This window comes from Isoptericola sp. F-RaC21 (assembly GCF_038593535.1).
GTDB lineage: Bacteria > Actinomycetota > Actinomycetes > Actinomycetales > Cellulomonadaceae > Isoptericola.
Map to the genome: position 1 here is coordinate 1,017,635 of NZ_JBCFYX010000001.1, position 15,080 is coordinate 1,032,714.

General features: G+C 76.4%; 15 protein-coding genes and 1 tRNA gene. 10 read left to right on the forward strand and 6 right to left on the reverse strand.

The genetic code is table 11. From position 1 onward, the window contains the following. Positions 1 to 47: 47 nt before the first annotated feature. The 3 genes from AAG589_RS04735 to AAG589_RS04745 all read right to left on the reverse strand — a co-directional run bounded on the left by AAG589_RS04735 (position 48) and on the right by AAG589_RS04745 (position 3,791). Complete coding sequence (locus AAG589_RS04735) at positions 48 to 1,679, reverse strand: ABC-F family ATP-binding cassette domain-containing protein (protein WP_430566068.1); 1,632 nt, start codon at positions 1,677 to 1,679, stop codon at positions 48 to 50. A gap of 269 nt (positions 1,680 to 1,948) precedes the next feature. Beyond that, on the reverse strand, positions 1,949 to 2,548 hold the full coding sequence (locus AAG589_RS04740) for a GNAT family N-acetyltransferase (protein WP_430566069.1): 600 nt from the start codon (positions 2,546 to 2,548) through the stop codon (positions 1,949 to 1,951). Between the two features lie 37 nt (positions 2,549 to 2,585). Beyond that, positions 2,586 to 3,791, reverse strand: a complete 1,206-nt coding sequence (locus tag AAG589_RS04745; RefSeq protein ID WP_430566070.1) for an AI-2E family transporter — start codon at positions 3,789 to 3,791, stop codon at positions 2,586 to 2,588. Positions 3,792 to 4,095: 304 nt separating this feature from the next. Between AAG589_RS04745 and AAG589_RS04750 the strand changes: the two genes are divergently transcribed. From AAG589_RS04750 to AAG589_RS04770, 5 genes are all read left to right on the forward strand, one after another. After that, complete coding sequence (locus AAG589_RS04750; RefSeq protein ID WP_430566071.1) at positions 4,096 to 4,521, forward strand: hypothetical protein; 426 nt, start codon at positions 4,096 to 4,098, stop codon at positions 4,519 to 4,521. A 63-nt stretch (positions 4,522 to 4,584) separates the two neighbouring features. Beyond that, entirely contained in the window at positions 4,585 to 5,841 is a 1,257-nt protein-coding gene (locus tag AAG589_RS04755; RefSeq protein ID WP_430566072.1) for a hypothetical protein, read from the forward strand. Further along, positions 5,838 to 6,725, forward strand: a complete 888-nt coding sequence (locus AAG589_RS04760; protein ID WP_430566073.1) for a hypothetical protein — start codon at positions 5,838 to 5,840, stop codon at positions 6,723 to 6,725. The genes AAG589_RS04755 and AAG589_RS04760 overlap by 4 nt, the downstream gene beginning before the upstream one ends. Beyond that, entirely contained in the window at positions 6,722 to 8,263 is a 1,542-nt protein-coding gene (locus AAG589_RS04765; RefSeq protein WP_430566074.1) for a hypothetical protein, read from the forward strand. Before AAG589_RS04760 ends, AAG589_RS04765 begins: the two co-directional genes overlap by 4 nt. Continuing rightward, the gene (locus AAG589_RS04770) at positions 8,257 to 9,516 is read left to right on the forward strand and encodes a CHAT domain-containing protein (RefSeq protein ID WP_430566075.1); all 1,260 of its coding nucleotides are present in this window, start codon (positions 8,257 to 8,259) and stop codon (positions 9,514 to 9,516) included. The genes AAG589_RS04765 and AAG589_RS04770 overlap by 7 nt, the downstream gene beginning before the upstream one ends. 67 nt (positions 9,517 to 9,583) lie before the next feature. Here AAG589_RS04770 and AAG589_RS04775 read toward each other — a convergent pair. Further along, positions 9,584 to 9,671, reverse strand: a tRNA-Leu gene (locus tag AAG589_RS04775). 240 nt (positions 9,672 to 9,911) lie between these two features. Here AAG589_RS04775 and AAG589_RS04780 point away from each other — a divergent pair. Then, positions 9,912 to 10,736 (forward strand): metal-dependent hydrolase, encoded by an 825-nt coding sequence (locus AAG589_RS04780; RefSeq protein ID WP_430566076.1) that lies wholly within the window; start codon positions 9,912 to 9,914, stop codon positions 10,734 to 10,736. A 19-nt stretch (positions 10,737 to 10,755) separates the two neighbouring features. On the opposite strand, the gene AAG589_RS04785 is transcribed toward AAG589_RS04780, so the two are convergent. After that, positions 10,756 to 11,643 (reverse strand): MBL fold metallo-hydrolase, encoded by an 888-nt coding sequence (locus AAG589_RS04785; RefSeq protein WP_430566077.1) that lies wholly within the window; start codon positions 11,641 to 11,643, stop codon positions 10,756 to 10,758. A 249-nt stretch (positions 11,644 to 11,892) separates the two neighbouring features. Between AAG589_RS04785 and AAG589_RS04790 the strand changes: the two genes are divergently transcribed. Then, entirely contained in the window at positions 11,893 to 12,798 is a 906-nt protein-coding gene (locus AAG589_RS04790; RefSeq protein WP_446719673.1) for a serine protein kinase RIO, read from the forward strand. A 9-nt stretch (positions 12,799 to 12,807) separates the two neighbouring features. On the opposite strand, the gene AAG589_RS04795 is transcribed toward AAG589_RS04790, so the two are convergent. Beyond that, positions 12,808 to 13,482: a hypothetical protein gene (locus AAG589_RS04795; RefSeq protein WP_430566078.1), complete on the reverse strand. Its 675-nt coding sequence runs from the start codon at positions 13,480 to 13,482 to the stop codon at positions 12,808 to 12,810. A 35-nt stretch (positions 13,483 to 13,517) separates the two neighbouring features. Between AAG589_RS04795 and AAG589_RS04800 the strand changes: the two genes are divergently transcribed. The 3 genes from AAG589_RS04800 to AAG589_RS04810 all read left to right on the forward strand — a co-directional run bounded on the left by AAG589_RS04800 (position 13,518) and on the right by AAG589_RS04810 (position 15,070). Beyond that, the gene (locus AAG589_RS04800; RefSeq protein ID WP_430566079.1) at positions 13,518 to 13,916 is read left to right on the forward strand and encodes a hypothetical protein; all 399 of its coding nucleotides are present in this window, start codon (positions 13,518 to 13,520) and stop codon (positions 13,914 to 13,916) included. A gap of 81 nt (positions 13,917 to 13,997) precedes the next feature. Beyond that, complete coding sequence (locus tag AAG589_RS04805; RefSeq protein WP_430566080.1) at positions 13,998 to 14,645, forward strand: SRPBCC family protein; 648 nt, start codon at positions 13,998 to 14,000, stop codon at positions 14,643 to 14,645. Beyond that, entirely contained in the window at positions 14,645 to 15,070 is a 426-nt protein-coding gene (locus AAG589_RS04810) for an ArsR/SmtB family transcription factor (RefSeq protein WP_430566081.1), read from the forward strand. Before AAG589_RS04805 ends, AAG589_RS04810 begins: the two co-directional genes overlap by 1 nt. The last annotated feature ends 10 nt before the right edge of the window (positions 15,071 to 15,080 follow it).

The following is a 15,080-nucleotide window of genomic DNA, read 5'->3' on the forward strand; positions in this document are numbered from 1 at the left end:
CCAGTGGACGAGCGCGCGGGAGAGACCACGGGGCGCTCGCCGAGCGGCTACGACCGCCGCTCGGCGAGCGTCCCGTCCGCCGCCAGCACCAGCTCGGCGTCGAGGCCGAGCCGGTCGAGGAACGCCCGGTCGTGGCTCACGACCAGGAGCGCGCCCCGGTACGCCGCCAGCGCCTGCACCAGCTGGTCGGTGCTGGCGATGTCGAGGTTGTTGGTGGGCTCGTCCAGCACCAGCAGCTGGGCGGGCGGGTCGGACAGCAGCAGGCGCGCCAGGGCGACACGGAACCGCTCGCCCCCCGACAGCGTCGCCACGGGTCGCCCGACCTGGTCGCCGCGCACGAGGAAGCGCGCCAGCCGGTTGCGCAGCTCCCCCGGCGCCACGTGCGGGGCCGCGGCTCGCACGGCGTCGAGCACCGTCTGGTCGTCGTCGAGCACGTCGAGCCGCTGCGGCAGGTAGCCGACGCGGTCGGTGAGCGCCTCGGCACGCGCGCCCGTCCCGACGTCGGCGGACTCCGGCGCCGCCCCGACGAGCCGCTCCAGCAGCGTCGTCTTGCCGACGCCGTTGGGGCCGGTCAGCGCCACGCGCTCCGGCCCGGCCAGCACGACCTCGCGCCCGTCCGTGCCGCGCAGGACGGCGAGCCGCCGGCCCGCGGGGACGCCCGGGTCGGGCAGGTCGACGACGATGCGGTCGTCGTCGCGCACCGACCGCTCCGCGGCCTCGACCGCCGCCCGCGCCTCCGCCTCCTTCCCCGCGGCCTGGCCGCGGCGGGCGGCCTGGGACTTCTCGGCGGAGTTGCGCCGGTCGTTGATCTGCGCCTTGACGTACCGGCGCTCCACGACGTCCTGACGCCCCCGGCGCTCCGAGTGCGCGATGCGCTCCTCGGCCTTGATCCGCTCGCGCTTCTCGCGCCGGAGGATCTGCTCGGCGTCGCGCAGGGCGGCGCGCGCCGCCTCCTGCTGCGCGGCCAGGTGCTCCTCGTACTGCGCGTACGTGCCGCCGTAGGTGGTGAGCGAACCCGTGCGCAGCTCGGCGGTCTCGTCGACGAGCTCGAGCAGCTCCCGGTCGTGGGAGACGACGACGAGCGCGCCGCGCCACGTCCGCACGAGCTCGTGCAGCCGCTCGCGGGCGTCGCCGTCGAGGTTGTTCGTGGGCTCGTCGAGCAGCGCGACGTCCGCGCCGCGCAGGCGCACGCCGGTGACGGCGACGAGCATCGCCTCGCCGCCCGAGAGCGTCCCGACCGGGCGGTCGAGCACGCCGTCGTCGGCCGGGAGCCCGGCGCTCGCGAGCTCGGCCCGGGCCCGCTCCTCGAGGTCCCAGCCGTCGCCGACGACGTCGAACAGCGTGGCGAGCTCGTGCTCGGGCGCGGTGCCGTCGGTGATGACACGCACGGCGTCGACGACGTCCCGCACGCCCAGCAGGTCGGCCACCGTGGCGCCGACGTCGAGGGTGAGGCGCTGCGGCAGGTAGTCCGCGACGCCGGAGACGCTGATCGACCCCGACGTCGGCCGCAGGAGGCCCGCGACGAGCCGCAGCAGGGTGGACTTCCCCGCGCCGTTGAGGCCCACGAGGCCGGTGCGGCCGCGGGAGAACGCGCCGGACACGCCGGCGATCGGGGTGGCCCCGTCGGGCCAGGAGAAGGTGACGTCGTGCAGGACGACGGAGGGGTGGGTGGCAGGCACGGAGGACTCCAGCGGTGCAGGGAGGGCGGACGGCGGGTGCGTCGACGCCGCTCCCCCGGCCGGTACGACCGGCGGGGAGCCTCGGGGTCGACGCGCTAGGCGGTCGTCCGGATGCCCGTCATCGCTGTGGTGCGCCTCTCGTCCTGGAGCCGTCCCCTCTCACGCGCGGCGGAGGCCGCGGGGACGGCGTCGACCATGCCATGCCACCGTGGAGTCGGGCAACCCGAAACCGGACACGTCGCGACGGACACGGGCGGCAAGCCCTGCCGTCAGGCCGTCGGAGCCTCCGCCGGCCAGGGCTCGCTCGGCTCTCGCGGGTCCTGCGGCAGTAGCGATCCGACCCACGAGTCGTGCCGGACACCCCGCTGCAGTCCGAACCGCCGCAGGGTGCCCTCGTACCGGAACCCGAGCTTCCAGGCGACCCGGCGCGACGGCCAGTTGCCCACGTACGCCAGCCAGTGCGCCCGCGCGAGGCCGAGACCCTCGGGGTCGAGGGCCCAGTCGACGACGAGGCGCGCCGCCTCCGTCGTCAGGCCGCGGCCTCGGGCGTCCGGGGCGCTCCAGTACCCCAACTCCCCCATCCGGTCTGTCCCCGGCACGCCTTCGCAGGTCATGCCGACCATGCCCCGCACCGGCCCGTCGGCGTCCCCGGGGTCCCGGACCGCCCACGTGAAGCTCGTCTCCTGGGCCCAGCCGTCGGCCACCATGCCGGTGACGAACCCCACCGCGTCGTCCCGCGTGTACGGCGAGGGCACCGTGGTCCACCGCGCGATCTCGGGGTCGGTGCAGATCCCCGCGATGCGGTCGACGTCGGCAGAGGTCGGGACGGACAGTCGGACGCGGTCGGTGGCGAGGACGAACGGCTCCATCCGGGCATCGTGGCACGCCGCCCGGCCTGGCTACACGCTATTTGTCCCGCGAGGTGTCCGGGCCCTCCTCCGACGGGTCGGCGGCCCCGGGCCCGCCCGGCGCGGCCTCCGCCGGCCGGTCCACCAACGGCGCGACCGCGAGCGGCCCGTCCCTGAGGCCGGACGGCTCCTCCTCGAGCTCGGGGTGCGGCCGGTCGCCCCGCAGCGTGGAGAAGACCGTCCACGCGACGGCCATGAGCGGGACGGCGATGATCGCGCCGAGGATCCCGGCCAGGACGGTGCCGGCGGTGACGCCGATGCCGATGATCAGCGGGTGCAGGGCCACCTGCTTGCCCATGATGAGCGGCTGCAGCACGTGGCCCTCGAGCTGCCCGATGAGCGCGATGCCGATCGTGACGATGAGGGCCGTGACGATGCCGTTGGCGGCCAGCGCGACGACCGCGGCGATGATCATCGCCAGGGGCGCGCCGATGAGGGGGATGAAGGCGCCGATGAAGACCAGCACGGCCAGCGGGGCGGCGAGCGGCACGCCCAGGATGGTCAGCAGGATGAACGCCAGCACGCCGTCGGTGAAGGCGATGATCACGGTGCCGCGCGCGTAGCCGGAGAAGCTGTACCAGCCGGCCCCGGCGGCGGCCTGCCACCGCGTGCGGTGCTGCGCCGGGATCTGGTCGAGGAACCAGCGCCACATCTTGCCGCCCGACGCGACGAAGAAGACGGTGCAGAAGATGGCCAGGGCGAAGACCGCGAACCCCTCCGCCACCGAGCCGGCGCTCTGCGCGGCCTGGCTGACGAGGGAGTCGGCGTTGTCCGTGAGCCACTGCCGGCCCTGGTCGATCCACTGGTTGATCTGGTCGAGGGTGACCGACAGCCCGAACGGGCCGCTCTCGAGGTACGCCAGGATCTGCTGGATGCCGGTGTCGAACTGGCCGGCGAGCTGCTCCCACTGCCCCGCCACGGACGCGACGACGTACGTGATGAGGCCGCCGAGCACGAGGAACGCGCTGAGGATCGCGAGCGCCGTGGCCAGCGGGCGCGGCATGACCTTGGCGTAGAGGTCGGCGACGGGGTTGAGCACCGACGCGAACACCAGCCCGAGGAACACGGCCACGAAGACGAGCTGCACCTGCACCGTCGCCCAGAACACCAGCGCGACCGCCGCCGTCAGGGCGATGAGCCGCCACGACCAGCCCGCCGACGTCCGCAGCCAGGCCGGCACGTTCTCGGTCGCACGTTTCGCCACCCGTGGGCTCCTCTCGCCGGCGTGCACCCCAGTGTGCCGCACCGACCTGCCACGACGCCGGTGGACGCCGCGTGTCGGCCGACGCCGCGGAGGTCCGGGTAGCATGGCCCGCAGACTTCCGGCGCGAGAGCGCCGGCGGGATCCGAATGAGACAGCGGATCGAGACGCCCCGTCGCTCCACACGGCGGGGCGTCTTGCTGTCCGGCGACGCCCTCGACGCTCCGTGATTCCTGTGACCGGGAGGCCTCCGGCCCGATCCTAGGGTCGCCGTCGACGAGGACGAACCGAGGAGAGGACACCGGTCATGGGCCTGTTCGGCAGGAAGAAGAGCGACGAGGAGCGCGTCGAGGACGCGATGCGGACGGCCGAGAAGATCGGCCAGGGACGCGGGCTCACGGGCGGGCTCGCGCGGCTCGTCATGGGCAGCGAGAACACCGACAAGGTCCGCGACGCGATGCAGGCCGCCCGCGCGGGCCAGGCCGGGATGGCGGGGATGGCCGGTGCGCCGGCGGGGACGGACGTCCGCACGGCGGCGGTCACCGCGATCGCCGACACCGGGCAGTCGGTCAACGGGAACCCGATCGTGCAGCTGGAGCTCGACCTCGAGGGTCAGGCGGTCACGCTGCGCACCATGGTGTCGCGCCTGCAGATCCCGCGGGCCGGGGACACCGTGCACGTCATGCGCAACCCGGTCGACGGCGCCCTCCTCTACGGGGGCCCGGCGTCCTGACGGCCCCCTCCCGGCGCCGGCCGCGCCCCGCCCGTGCCCGGACGGCGCCGTTAGGGTTTCCGTGTGACGGCGGAGACTGCACCCCGGGCGGGCGTGCTCGGCGCGGCCTGGCGCGAGCTCGGGGACGGCGTCGCGCCGCTGAGCAACGCGGCGGGCCTGCCGCTGGCGCGCACGACGAAGCTGATCCTGGACCCGCTGGTCGTGCGCCCGGTGCAGCGCCCCCACCTGGGGCGGGCGCTGCTCGACCCGGCCGCCGCCCGGGAGCTGCGGGAGCTGCTCCTGGCCGCCGGCGACGACCTGCGGGCCGCGGCCGCCTGGTACGTGCTGATGAAGCGCGAGCGGCGGGCCCGCGGCATCACGGCGGGCAACGCGCAGGACCTGTACTTCCAGCGGGCGTACGAGCTGGCGCACGGGCACGGGCACCCGTCCCAGGACGACGCGGCGGTGTCCGCCGCAGTGGCCGGCAGGGAGGTCGACGACGTGCACGACGACGGCCGGGTGACGGCCGCCGGGCTGAGGGACTACCTGACGACGCCGTCCGTGGCCGACGCGGTGCGGCGCGCGATCGACGAGGCGTGGGAGCGGCAGGTGCGCGCGAGAGCGGCGGAGCACGGCACCGGGCACGACACCGAGCCTGGCGCGGACGGCCGGGTCACGGCGCTGCTCGACCGGTGCGCCGCGGACGGGCGCGCCGAGCTCGCCGCCATGGTCGCGGCCAGCGACGGCACGGCCGCCGGTGCGGCGCTGCGCGCGCCGGGTGCCGCCCGGGCCGCCGGCATGACGGAGCTCGAGGTGCCGGGCCCGCCCGAGGTGGGCGCGCACGCGTCGAAGTCCGCGCTGCCCGCGCCGTTCGACCGATCGGTCCTCGAGCGCCTGTTCGGCGCGATCTCGGGGCTCGAGGTGGACGGCAGCGAGGGCCTGCACGACGTCGTGACGGCCGAGGCGCGGCGCAGCGGCGAGCCGTGGCAGCTGTCCGACGAGGCGGACCGCGTGGTGATGACGGCCGGCGCCACGGCGGGGCACCTCGACGGCGGCACCGACGCCGCCCGCCGCCTCGAGGGCCGCTGGCGTCGTGAGGCGTTCGTCCGCCAGGCGCTGCGGCTGCCCGACGGCTCCGGCCCGGCCGACGGCGCCCGCGAGGCGTTCCTCCGCCGGCTGTGGGTGCGCCTGCAGGGTCGCGAGCTGCGCGGGACGCCCCTGTCGTCCGACGGCGTCTGGGACCTGCTCGACGGCGCCATGCGCTCCGTGGTGCTCGACCGCCGCGACCGCGTGAAGGCGGGCCTCGCACGAACCGGCGCGACCACGGGCGGCGTGGCGTGACCGCCCCCTGGCGCACCGCCGTCTTCGAGGGGGCCGGCGCCACCCTGTGGTGGGACCTCGGCACGGGCGCGAGCGGCGTCGACGTGTGGGACGCGCCGCGCGCGGCGGGGTGGCTCGACGCGATGCCTCGCGAGGCGCTGCGCCGTCTCGCGCTCGACGCGTGGCGCGAGGCGTGGTGGCCGGCCTCGCGGGTCGCGGACGTCCCGCCCCTGGACCCCCGGATGCTCGCGGCCCGCCGGGCGACGGCGCTCGCCGCGCTCGACGGGATCACCGACGACGACAGGGCCGTCGAGCGCGCGCTCCGGGAGCTGGCGGCGCACGTCGGCCGCCTCGGCCCGCTGGAGCGCGTGTCGCGGCCTGCCGGCACCCCGGAGGACCCGGCCGTGCTCGGCGACGAGGTGCGTGAGCTGGCCGACGACCACGGCGTCGTCCTCGACGCGCCGGCCCCCGCGCCGGCCCCGCAGCAGGAGGACTACGCGCTCGCCGCGCGCGGCGGGGCCGCCGACGGCACCACGCTCCTGGAGGGCAGCGACTCGGTGGACCCGGGATCCGTCCCCCAGGGGGTGGTGGACCCGCTGGGACGGCTCGCGTGGCGGGTCCGGCTGACGATGACCCTCGAGGTCACGGTGCCCGCGGCGCCGACGGTCGGGGCGCCTCCCCCCGTCGCGCCGGTGGCGGTCGACGACGCACCGGACGACGGCGCGACCGGCGCCCTCGCGGTGCCGCTCCAACGCCGCGGCGACGTCTGGCGCGGGGAGGCCGCCGTCGGCCCGGCGGCGCTGACGCGGCGTCCGCGGCTGACGTTGCGGGTACCCGGCTTCACCCCCGTCGCGGGCGTGGACGCGGCGCAGCTGGTCGAGATCGCGCGCGAGGTGGGCCCGTGAGCGGTGCCGTGGACCTCGACGGTGACGTGAACGCGCTGGCCGCGCGGATGACGGAGGTGTACGAGCGCGGCGGCTACGCGGCCGCCGAGCCGTACGCCGAGCGGATCCTCGCGAAGGTCGACCGCTGGTACCTGCGCAGCCACCCCGACGCGCTGTACCTGCGCGCCCACGTCCGGCACGCGCTGTCCCAGGCCGCGACCGACCGGGGCGACCACGACGCCGCCCGCCGGCACGTCGCCGACGGCCTGAAGGCGGCGACCGCCGCGGGCCGGCTGCGCGACGGCCGGGCCGCGTTCGAGCTCGTCATGCTGCTGATGGCGCGCGCCGATCTGCATCTGTCCGCCGGCGACCGTGCGGCAGCGGCCGCCGACTACGACGCCGCCCTGGACGTCGACGATCCGCTGGGCCACCCGATGTGGGCCGAGGCCCAGGTCCACCTGCGGCTCGGGCGCGGCTGGGCGCGGCAGCGCTCCGGTGAGCTGGACCTGGCCGAGGCCGACGTCCGCGCGGCCCTCGACCTCGCCTCGGAGCACGAGCCGCGGCTGGTGTCGCTGTGCCTGGACCGGCTCGCGATGATCCGCCGCCTGGCCGGCGCGACCGACGCCGCGGTGCACCACGTCCGGGCCGCCGAGGCGGTCGCCGCCACCCAGCCCCTCGACGCGGCCCGCCGTGGCGAGCGCGCCCGCCACGCGGCGTCGCTCGCCCTGGAGCAGGGCGACGCCGACGCCGCCGAGCGCCACCTCGACGAGGCGGAGCGGCAGTTCCTCGAGGTGGGCAACCAGCGTCAGGCCGCCGGCGTCGCCGCCGCGCGTGCCGAGGTGCTGCGCCTGCGCGGCGACACCGACGGCGCGATCCGCGAGGCCCGCCGCGCCGCGGAACGGTGCCGTACCTGGGGCGAGCCGGTCGGCGAGACGGAGGCGTGCACGGTGCTGGGCCTCGCGCTCGACGACGCCGGACGGTCCGAGGACGCCCTCGCGGCGCACGACCGCGCCCGGGCCCTCGTGACGGAGCCGGTCGAGCTGGTGCGCGTCGACGTCCGCCGCGCGGTGGCCGCGTACAACGCCTTCGTGCGCCGCGCGAACGCGCTCCGTTCTGGCGGCACTGGCGGCACCGACGACGGCTCCAGCAGCGACGACGAGCCGGCCGCGGCGCTGGATCGAGCCATCGACATCGCCGTCCCGTGCGCGCTGGCGGCCGACGCGATCCGCTTCGGCATGCCCGCCGGCGACTTCCGCGAGTCGTGGACGGCCGAGGCGGCGCGCCCGGTGGTCGACTCCGCGCTGCGGATGCTCACGGCCGCCGGCCGCGCCGACGAGATCCTCGACCTGCTGGAGCACGTCGCCGCGAGCGCCGCGCTCGAGCCGCTCCGCGCCGACCCACGCACGTCCCAGGACGTCGTCGGCCTCGATCTGCTCGCCACCCCGCCGCGCGTGCGGTCGATGCCGGACGGCGACAGCCCGCTGGAGTGGGCGGCGCGTGCGGTCAGGGAGCGGTACGGCTTCGAGGCCCGCTCGCCGGAGGTGGTGGACGCGTGGTGAGCCTGACGGTCCCGGGCGTGCAGGACGTCGCCGAGCACGCCGGCACGCGCCCGACCGTCCAGGTCAAGTACGTGGACACCAACTCCGGCGGGCTCTGGGTCACGTGGCGCTGGGAGCACGCGCTGGACCGGCCACGCCTCTGGGGCATCCAGCCGGCCCAGGTCGCGGGCGCGCTCGCCGCGTTCCGGCCGGCGGTGCCCGACCCGGCGGCGGGCGAGTCCCTGCGCGACGCGATGCTGCGCTCGTGGCGCGTGCTGGGCGACCTCGACCGGGAGAAGGAGGTGGCGTGGGCGCTGGCCGGCGCGCTCCTCCCGCAGCCGCTGGGCGCGGAGCTCAACCACTTCCTCGAGCGGAGCCTGCGCCCGCACCTGCGCATCCAGGCGTCGGCCGCCCTCGCCACCGTCCCGTGGGAGGCGCTGCGCGTCGACGAGGGCGAGCGCGTCGTGCACCTCGCCGACGTGTCGATGCTGCTCCCGGCATCGGTCCGCAACGCCCCGACCCGCGCCGTGACACCGCCGCGCCCGGCGGGCCCCGTGGTCGCGACGGTCAACCCCGTGGTGCCGGGCGCCATCGACGGGTTCGGGCCGGTGACCCGCCGGTCCGAGCCGCTCGTCGAGCGGATGCTGGCCGGCCTCGGGGACCGGCTGCGGGTCACGACCCCCGAGGCGCCGGTGCGCTCGCTCGTGAACCGCGACCAGCTCCGCACGCTGCTGGCCGACGCGGGGCGGTTCCTCTATGTGGGGCACGTCACCCAGGGCGCCCACGCGCTCGGGACGAGCCTGCACCTCACCGACGGGCCGGAGGCGCACGGCCGGGCGACGCTGGTGGGCGGCACGCACCGGCCCCTGCTGGCCTCCGACGTGGCGCTCGACGGCTGGGTGGTGCCGTCGCGCGTCGCGCTGGTCGCCTGCGCGTCGGGCGGCGACGCCGGCTACGCGGACCCGACGGGCCTGGTGGCGGCCTTCGCGTCCCGCGGCGCCGAGCACGTCACGGCGGCGCGGTGGACGCTGCCCACCGACGTCGGCATCGAGATGCTCGCGGCCTCGTCTCTGGGCCCCGCCTCGACGGAGAGCTCCGCGCCCTACGAGAACCTCGCCCGCGCGATCGTCGCCGTGGACGCCGCGCACGAGGCCGACGACCCCGTCGCGGCCCTGGGTGCCTGGCAGCGCGAGCAGGCCGACGCGTGGGAGCGCACCGGCGACCCGGCGTACTCCCCCGTCGTGTGGGCGGCCCTCACGACGGCGTGGGGCTGACGCCGGCGCGCCGGCCGCGGACGCACGAAGGGCCCCTCACCCGCGGTGAGGGGCCCTTCGTGATCTGTGGTGTCCGGAGGGGGACTTGAACCCCCACGCCCGATAAAGGGCACTAGCACCTCAAGCTAGCGCGTCTGCCATTCCGCCACCCGGACGAGTGGACCTCGACAGCGCCTCGGCGCCGTCTCGGTGCGGGGAAAAACATAGCACGGGCGGGGCGGTGTCTCGCAAACCGCGACGCTCCTCCCCTGGTGGCGAGGGCGGCCTCCTGAGCAGCCCGGCGGACCGTCGGCGGCGACGTGTAGCGTCCTGCCCGGCCCGGACCAACCGGTCAAGGGTGAGGAACGGGACGAGCGGCGGCGAAACGGCCGCCGAGGACGGGAGCGCCGCAGGTCATGATGGGTGGGCACCACGCCGCGTCGGGAGCGGCCGCCTGGGTCGCGGTCACGTCGACGGCACCGTTCGCGTTCGGCTGGCACCCGGTCTCCGAGGTCGGGGTGATGACCGGCGCGCTGGTCTGCGCGGGCGCCGCGCTGCTGCCCGACGCCGACCACCACAGCGGCACCATCGCGCACTCGCTGCCCCCGGTGTCCGAGGGTGTCTCCAAGCTCGTCGCGACGGTGTCCGGCGGGCACCGCAACGGCACCCACTCGATCCTCGGCATCGCCGTCTTCACCGCGATCGCCTGGGTGATGGGCATGGTCTCGATCAGCACGGAGGCGTTCGGCGAGGTGCTGGTCGGCCCCGGCGTCATGGCCGTGCTGCTCATCGCGTTCGCCCTGCGCGCCTGGAAGGTCACCGGCGGCAGGCGCTGGTGGACCTGGACGCTGTCGCTGCTCCTCGCCGCGTGCGTGGCCGTCTTCGCGCCCGAGGAGTGGAACTGGATGCCGTTGGCCGTCGCCCTCGGCTGCACGGTGCACGTGCTCGGCGACCTCGTCACGACGGCCGGTGTCCCCCTGCTGTGGCCGCTGAAGTTCCGCTCCCCCTACTGGGTGCGGCGCTACCGGGTGCTTCCCTTCGACGACGTGTGGCGCGACGGCGGCAACCTCTCGCTGCCGATCCTCGGCGACGCCGGGTCGTGGCGGGAGTGGCTCGTCATGACGCCGGTCAGCCTCTACGCGGTCGTCGGCGTGGCCTGGGCCGCCCTGGGCCAGATGGGCTTCGACACCCAGCCGGTGTGGGAGCAGGTCACGGCCTGGGCCGGCGCGCTCGGCGGCTGAGCGCCTCCGCCCGGGGCCGTCAGCGCGCCAGCACGGCGCGGAGCCGGCGGTCGTCCTCCGCGGCTCCGGGCAGGGCCAGTCGCGGGTCGTCGACGGAGCGCCCTGCCAGCACGGCGTCGAGGTACCGCCGGTCGGCGTCGAGGCGGGTCACGGCCCGGGTCGTGGGCGTCCCGTGCCCCGGCACGACGACGGCGCATGCGGCCGCGTACGGCGCGAGCCGGTCCAGCCCGGCGAGGTAGGCCTCCACGCCCCGCGCCGCACGCCGCTCGTCCGGCTCCGTGCTCCCGTCGGTGATCTCGTCGGTGATCTCGTCGGTCGGCAGCGGCAGCTCGACGTCGCTTAGCACGTCCCCCGCCACCAGCACGCGGCTGCGCGGCAGCCAGAGCGCGCCGTGCCCGGGGGCGTGGCCGTCGTGCGTCACCACCTCGGTGGGCGGCAGGACGCCGCCCGGGTCGGGGACGCCGCGCTCGCCCGCGGGGATCGGGGCGACCCGGCCGAGGAGGTCGAGCACCTCCGGCGCATGGTCGGCTCCCCCGTAGCGCTCCGCGTCGAGTCGGGCCTCCTCGAGCAGCCGCCGACGCCGCCGCCGCGCCACCGACGCCGCGCGCGCCGTCGCCCAGCGCGGGACGTCGAGGCCGAGCCGCGGGTGCCACAGGAGGTGGTCGTGGTGCGCGTGGGTCGCGAACCCCGCGGCGAGCCGCCCGCCCCGGGACCTCGTCTCCTCGGCGATCGCCACCAGCTCGCCGGGCTCCCACGCCGGGTCGACCAGGAGCGCAGGGCGGCCGCCGTCGCCGGAGCCGTTCTCGGGGGCGAGCACCAGGGTGGACGTCGTGCGCAGCCGTCGGGCGGTGCGGACCAGCACGTCCTCCACGCCCGGGACCCCCTGCACGACCGGCGCGAACCCCATGCGGGCACCCTACGGACCGAAGAACCGACGCCCGAGGTGCGACACCGAGAAAAAGACGTGGACCGCCCCGGCCCGCCCCTGCCATGCTCCCGGCAGGCGGCACGCGGACGGCGCGGGCCCGCACGCGAAGGAGGGCAGACCGATGGACGACGTCGTCATGCGCGCCCTCCCGGAGACCCTCCGGCGGGCGGACACCACCCGATCCTGAGGGGCCGTGACCGAGCTCCTCGACCTGAGCAGGAGTCTCGCGTGCACCAGCACACCCCCTCGTCCATCCCCTTCTCCCCCGCGTCCTTCGAGGCAGACCTCGGCGCCGCGCTCCCCGCGGAGCCCGGCCCCGACCAGCGGTGGTCCACCTGGACCTCCGTCACCAAGGGCCAGCGCGGCCCCGAGCCCCGGCCCGACTGGGTCGTGACCGCCGACGCCGCGCTCGACACCGAGCTCGGCGTGCTCAAGACCGGCAAGGAGGCGGACGTCTTCCTCGTCGAGCGCGCCGTGCCCGACGACCCGACCCGTCGCAGCCTGCTGGCCGCCAAGCGGTACCGGGGCCGCGACCACCGCCAGTTCCACCGCGACGGCGAGTACACCGACGGGCGGCGTGTGCGCCGCACCCGCGACCAGCGCGCCATCGAGGACCGCAAGTCCTCGTGGGGCAAGGCCGTCGCCGCCACCCAGTGGGCCGACGCCGAGTTCCTCGCCCTCTCCCGCCTGTGGGACGCCGGGGCCCCCGTGCCGTACCCCGTGCAGATCGACGGCACCGAGCTGCTGCTCGAGTTCGTCGGCCGGGAGTCGGCGGACGGCACGGTCGAGGCCGCGCCGCGGCTCGCCCGCACCCGCCCTGACGCGGCGGTCCTCGCGGACTGGTTCGAGCAGCTGCGGCACGCGATGGGCGTCATCGCGCGGCTCGGCTGGGCGCACGGCGACCTGTCGCCGTACAACATCCTCGTCGACGGCGTCGGCGAGGAAGGCACGCCCGACGACGGCAGCCGCCTCGTCATCATCGACCTGCCCCAGGTCGTGGACCTCGTGGCCAACCCCTTCGGCGCGGACCTGCTGCACCGCGACTGCCGCAACGTGTGCACCTGGTTCGCGTCGCGCGGCCTCGACGTCGATGCGGACGAGCTGTTCGCCGACGTCTTCGCGCAGGCCTGGTGAGGGCGCCCGTCAGCCGCCCAGGCCGACGGAGTTGTCCGGCGCCCCGTCGCCGGGCGGCAGGTCGCCACGCTCGGCCGGCGGGCCCGGGTCCCGCGGGGTGCCGGCGACGAGCGCGGCCAGCTCGCCGCTCGTCGGCACCCGGACGTTCGCGGCCGCCTCGCGCAGCGCGTCGTGGTCGGCGGTGCTCCCCGAGATCCGGACGAGGGCGTCGTCATGCAGGACGACGTACTCCTCCACCTCGGCGGCCGTCCGTCGGAACGCCCCGTCCTCCTGGCCGCACGTCACCGGCCCGCCGGCCTCGGCCCCGCCGACGTCCAGCACCGGGACCGCGGCGCAGTCGTCCGCGGTCATCGAGCCCTCGACGGCCGAGAGCATGAACGTGCGACCGGACGTGCCGCTGAACTGGAGCGAGAATCCGTCGGGGCCGAAGACCCCTGCGGCGATCGGCACCGCCTCGAACCCCGCGGCCGACGTCGTCAGCACGTACTGCGGGGCGGCGCCCCACCCCTCGGCCGCCTCGGCGATCTGCCCCTCGGTCGCGGGGGCGTCGGAGGAAGCAGGGGCCTCGGAGGACGCGGACGGCGCCGCGCCCCCGAGCAGCCCGGCGCACGCGCTCGCGGACAGGCTCACGGCCAGCAGGAGGGCGACGGCGGGCACGAGGCCATGCGAGCGACGGCGGCTCATGAGCGCTGATCATGCCACGGCGCTACCGTGATCGGATGGCGAATCCGACGGGCTCGTACGACGGCGAGGCGCTGTCCTCCTTCCTCGCGGACCTGGGCCTGGTGCTCGGCGCGGAGGACCTCGAGGCCGTCACCGACCGCTACGACCTGCCCGCCCTGCTCGTGGGCCAGGAGGGCTCGACCGTCCTCGCGTCCCCCGAGGACGTGCTCGACCTGTCGAGGCAGCGACCGGCGGCACCGCGAGCGCGCGAGGCCGTCGCGGTGCTGCCCGAGCTGATCGCCCTCGAGGAGGTCGGCTGGGCGTTGCTCTGGGTCGAGGTCCGCTGGTCCTACCGGGACGAGCTCGCCGCCGAGATCGCCAGCGAGCGCTGCCGCTACCTCCTGCGGCGCGGCCGCGGGACCTTCGAGGTCTGCGTCGTCGCTCCCCTGGACTGAGCTCCCCTGGACTGGTCCCCCTTCCCTCCGAGCGCCGGCACGTGGTTACATATAAGCGTTCGCTTATATCAAGGAGTCGTCATGACCATCACCATCGACCCGGTCGCCACCGCGGGGCTCGTGGCGCGGGAGATCCGCACCGGCGAGCGGGACGGGACGCCCACGAAGATCGCCGTCGCCCGCCGCGCCTACCCCACGGACCGCGCCGACCTGTGGGACGCCGTCACCTCCGCGGAACGCATCCCCCGCTGGTTCCTGCCCGTCAGCGGCGACCTGACCGTCGGCGGGCGCTACCAGCTCGAGGGGAACGCCGGGGGCACCGTCGAGCGCTGCGACGCCCCCGAGTCCTTCGACGTCACCTGGGAGTTCGCCGGCTCCGTCTCGTGGTTGACCGTCTCCCTGACGGAGTCGGGCGACGGCACCGTCCTCGAGCTGGTGCACGAGGCCGTCGTCCCGCAGGAGCTCTGGGACCAGTACGGCCCCGGCGCCACCGGCGTCGGCTGGGACCTGGGGCTCATGGGCCTCGGGCTGCACGTCGCGCACCCGCGCTCGGCCGTGAACCCGGCGGAGGCCCAGGAGTGGACGCTGTCCCCCGACGGCGTCGCGTTCGCGCGCCTCGCCGCCGCGGGCTGGGCGGACGCCGCGGTCGCCGCCGGCGACGACCCGGGCGCCGCCCGCGCCGCGTCCGAGCGCACCGTCGCCTTCTACACGACCGTCCCGGAGGCCTGATGCCGCGCGGCACGGCCGCCGAGGCGCCGGGTCCCCGGCGTGGGGTCTTCGAGGCCCTGGGCGACCCCGTCCGCCGGCGCCTGCTCGAGCTGCTCGCCGCCGGCGAGCGCCCCGCGGGCGCGCTGGCCGACGCGCTGCGCGTGGAGGCCGCCATCTCGCAGCCCGCGGTCTCGCAGCACCTGCGCGTGCTCCGCGACGCCCGGCTCGTCACCGTGCGCGCCGAGGGGGCCCGCCGCCTGTACGCGGTCGACGACGCCGGGCTCGACGTCGTCCGGCTGTGGCTGGCGCGCTTCGCGGACCCGTTCGCCCAGCCGCTCGACGCCCTGGGGACCGAGGTCTCCCGCGGCCGTCGCGCGCGGCGCCGCGGGACCGGCTCGGATGCCCTGCCCGCCGGGCCGGGCGACGCGGCGAGCGCCGCCGGCTGACCGCGACAGC

Excerpts from the sequence above, each read along its gene's own strand:
- AAG589_RS04740 (WP_430566069.1), bottom strand. The coding sequence starts at position 2,548 with ATGGAGCCGTTCGTCCTCGCCACCGACCGCGTCCGACTGTCCGTCCCG.
- AAG589_RS04750 (WP_430566071.1), top strand. The coding sequence starts at position 4,096 with ATGGGCCTGTTCGGCAGGAAGAAGAGCGACGAGGAGCGCGTCGAGGAC.
- AAG589_RS04780 (WP_430566076.1), top strand. The coding sequence starts at position 9,912 with ATGATGGGTGGGCACCACGCCGCGTCGGGAGCGGCCGCCTGGGTCGCG.
- AAG589_RS04785 (WP_430566077.1), bottom strand. The coding sequence starts at position 11,643 with ATGGGGTTCGCGCCGGTCGTGCAGGGGGTCCCGGGCGTGGAGGACGTG.
- AAG589_RS04795 (WP_430566078.1), bottom strand. The coding sequence starts at position 13,482 with ATGAGCCGCCGTCGCTCGCATGGCCTCGTGCCCGCCGTCGCCCTCCTG.
- AAG589_RS04800 (WP_430566079.1), top strand. The coding sequence starts at position 13,518 with ATGGCGAATCCGACGGGCTCGTACGACGGCGAGGCGCTGTCCTCCTTC.
- AAG589_RS04805 (WP_430566080.1), top strand. The coding sequence starts at position 13,998 with ATGACCATCACCATCGACCCGGTCGCCACCGCGGGGCTCGTGGCGCGG.
- AAG589_RS04810 (WP_430566081.1), top strand. The coding sequence starts at position 14,645 with ATGCCGCGCGGCACGGCCGCCGAGGCGCCGGGTCCCCGGCGTGGGGTC.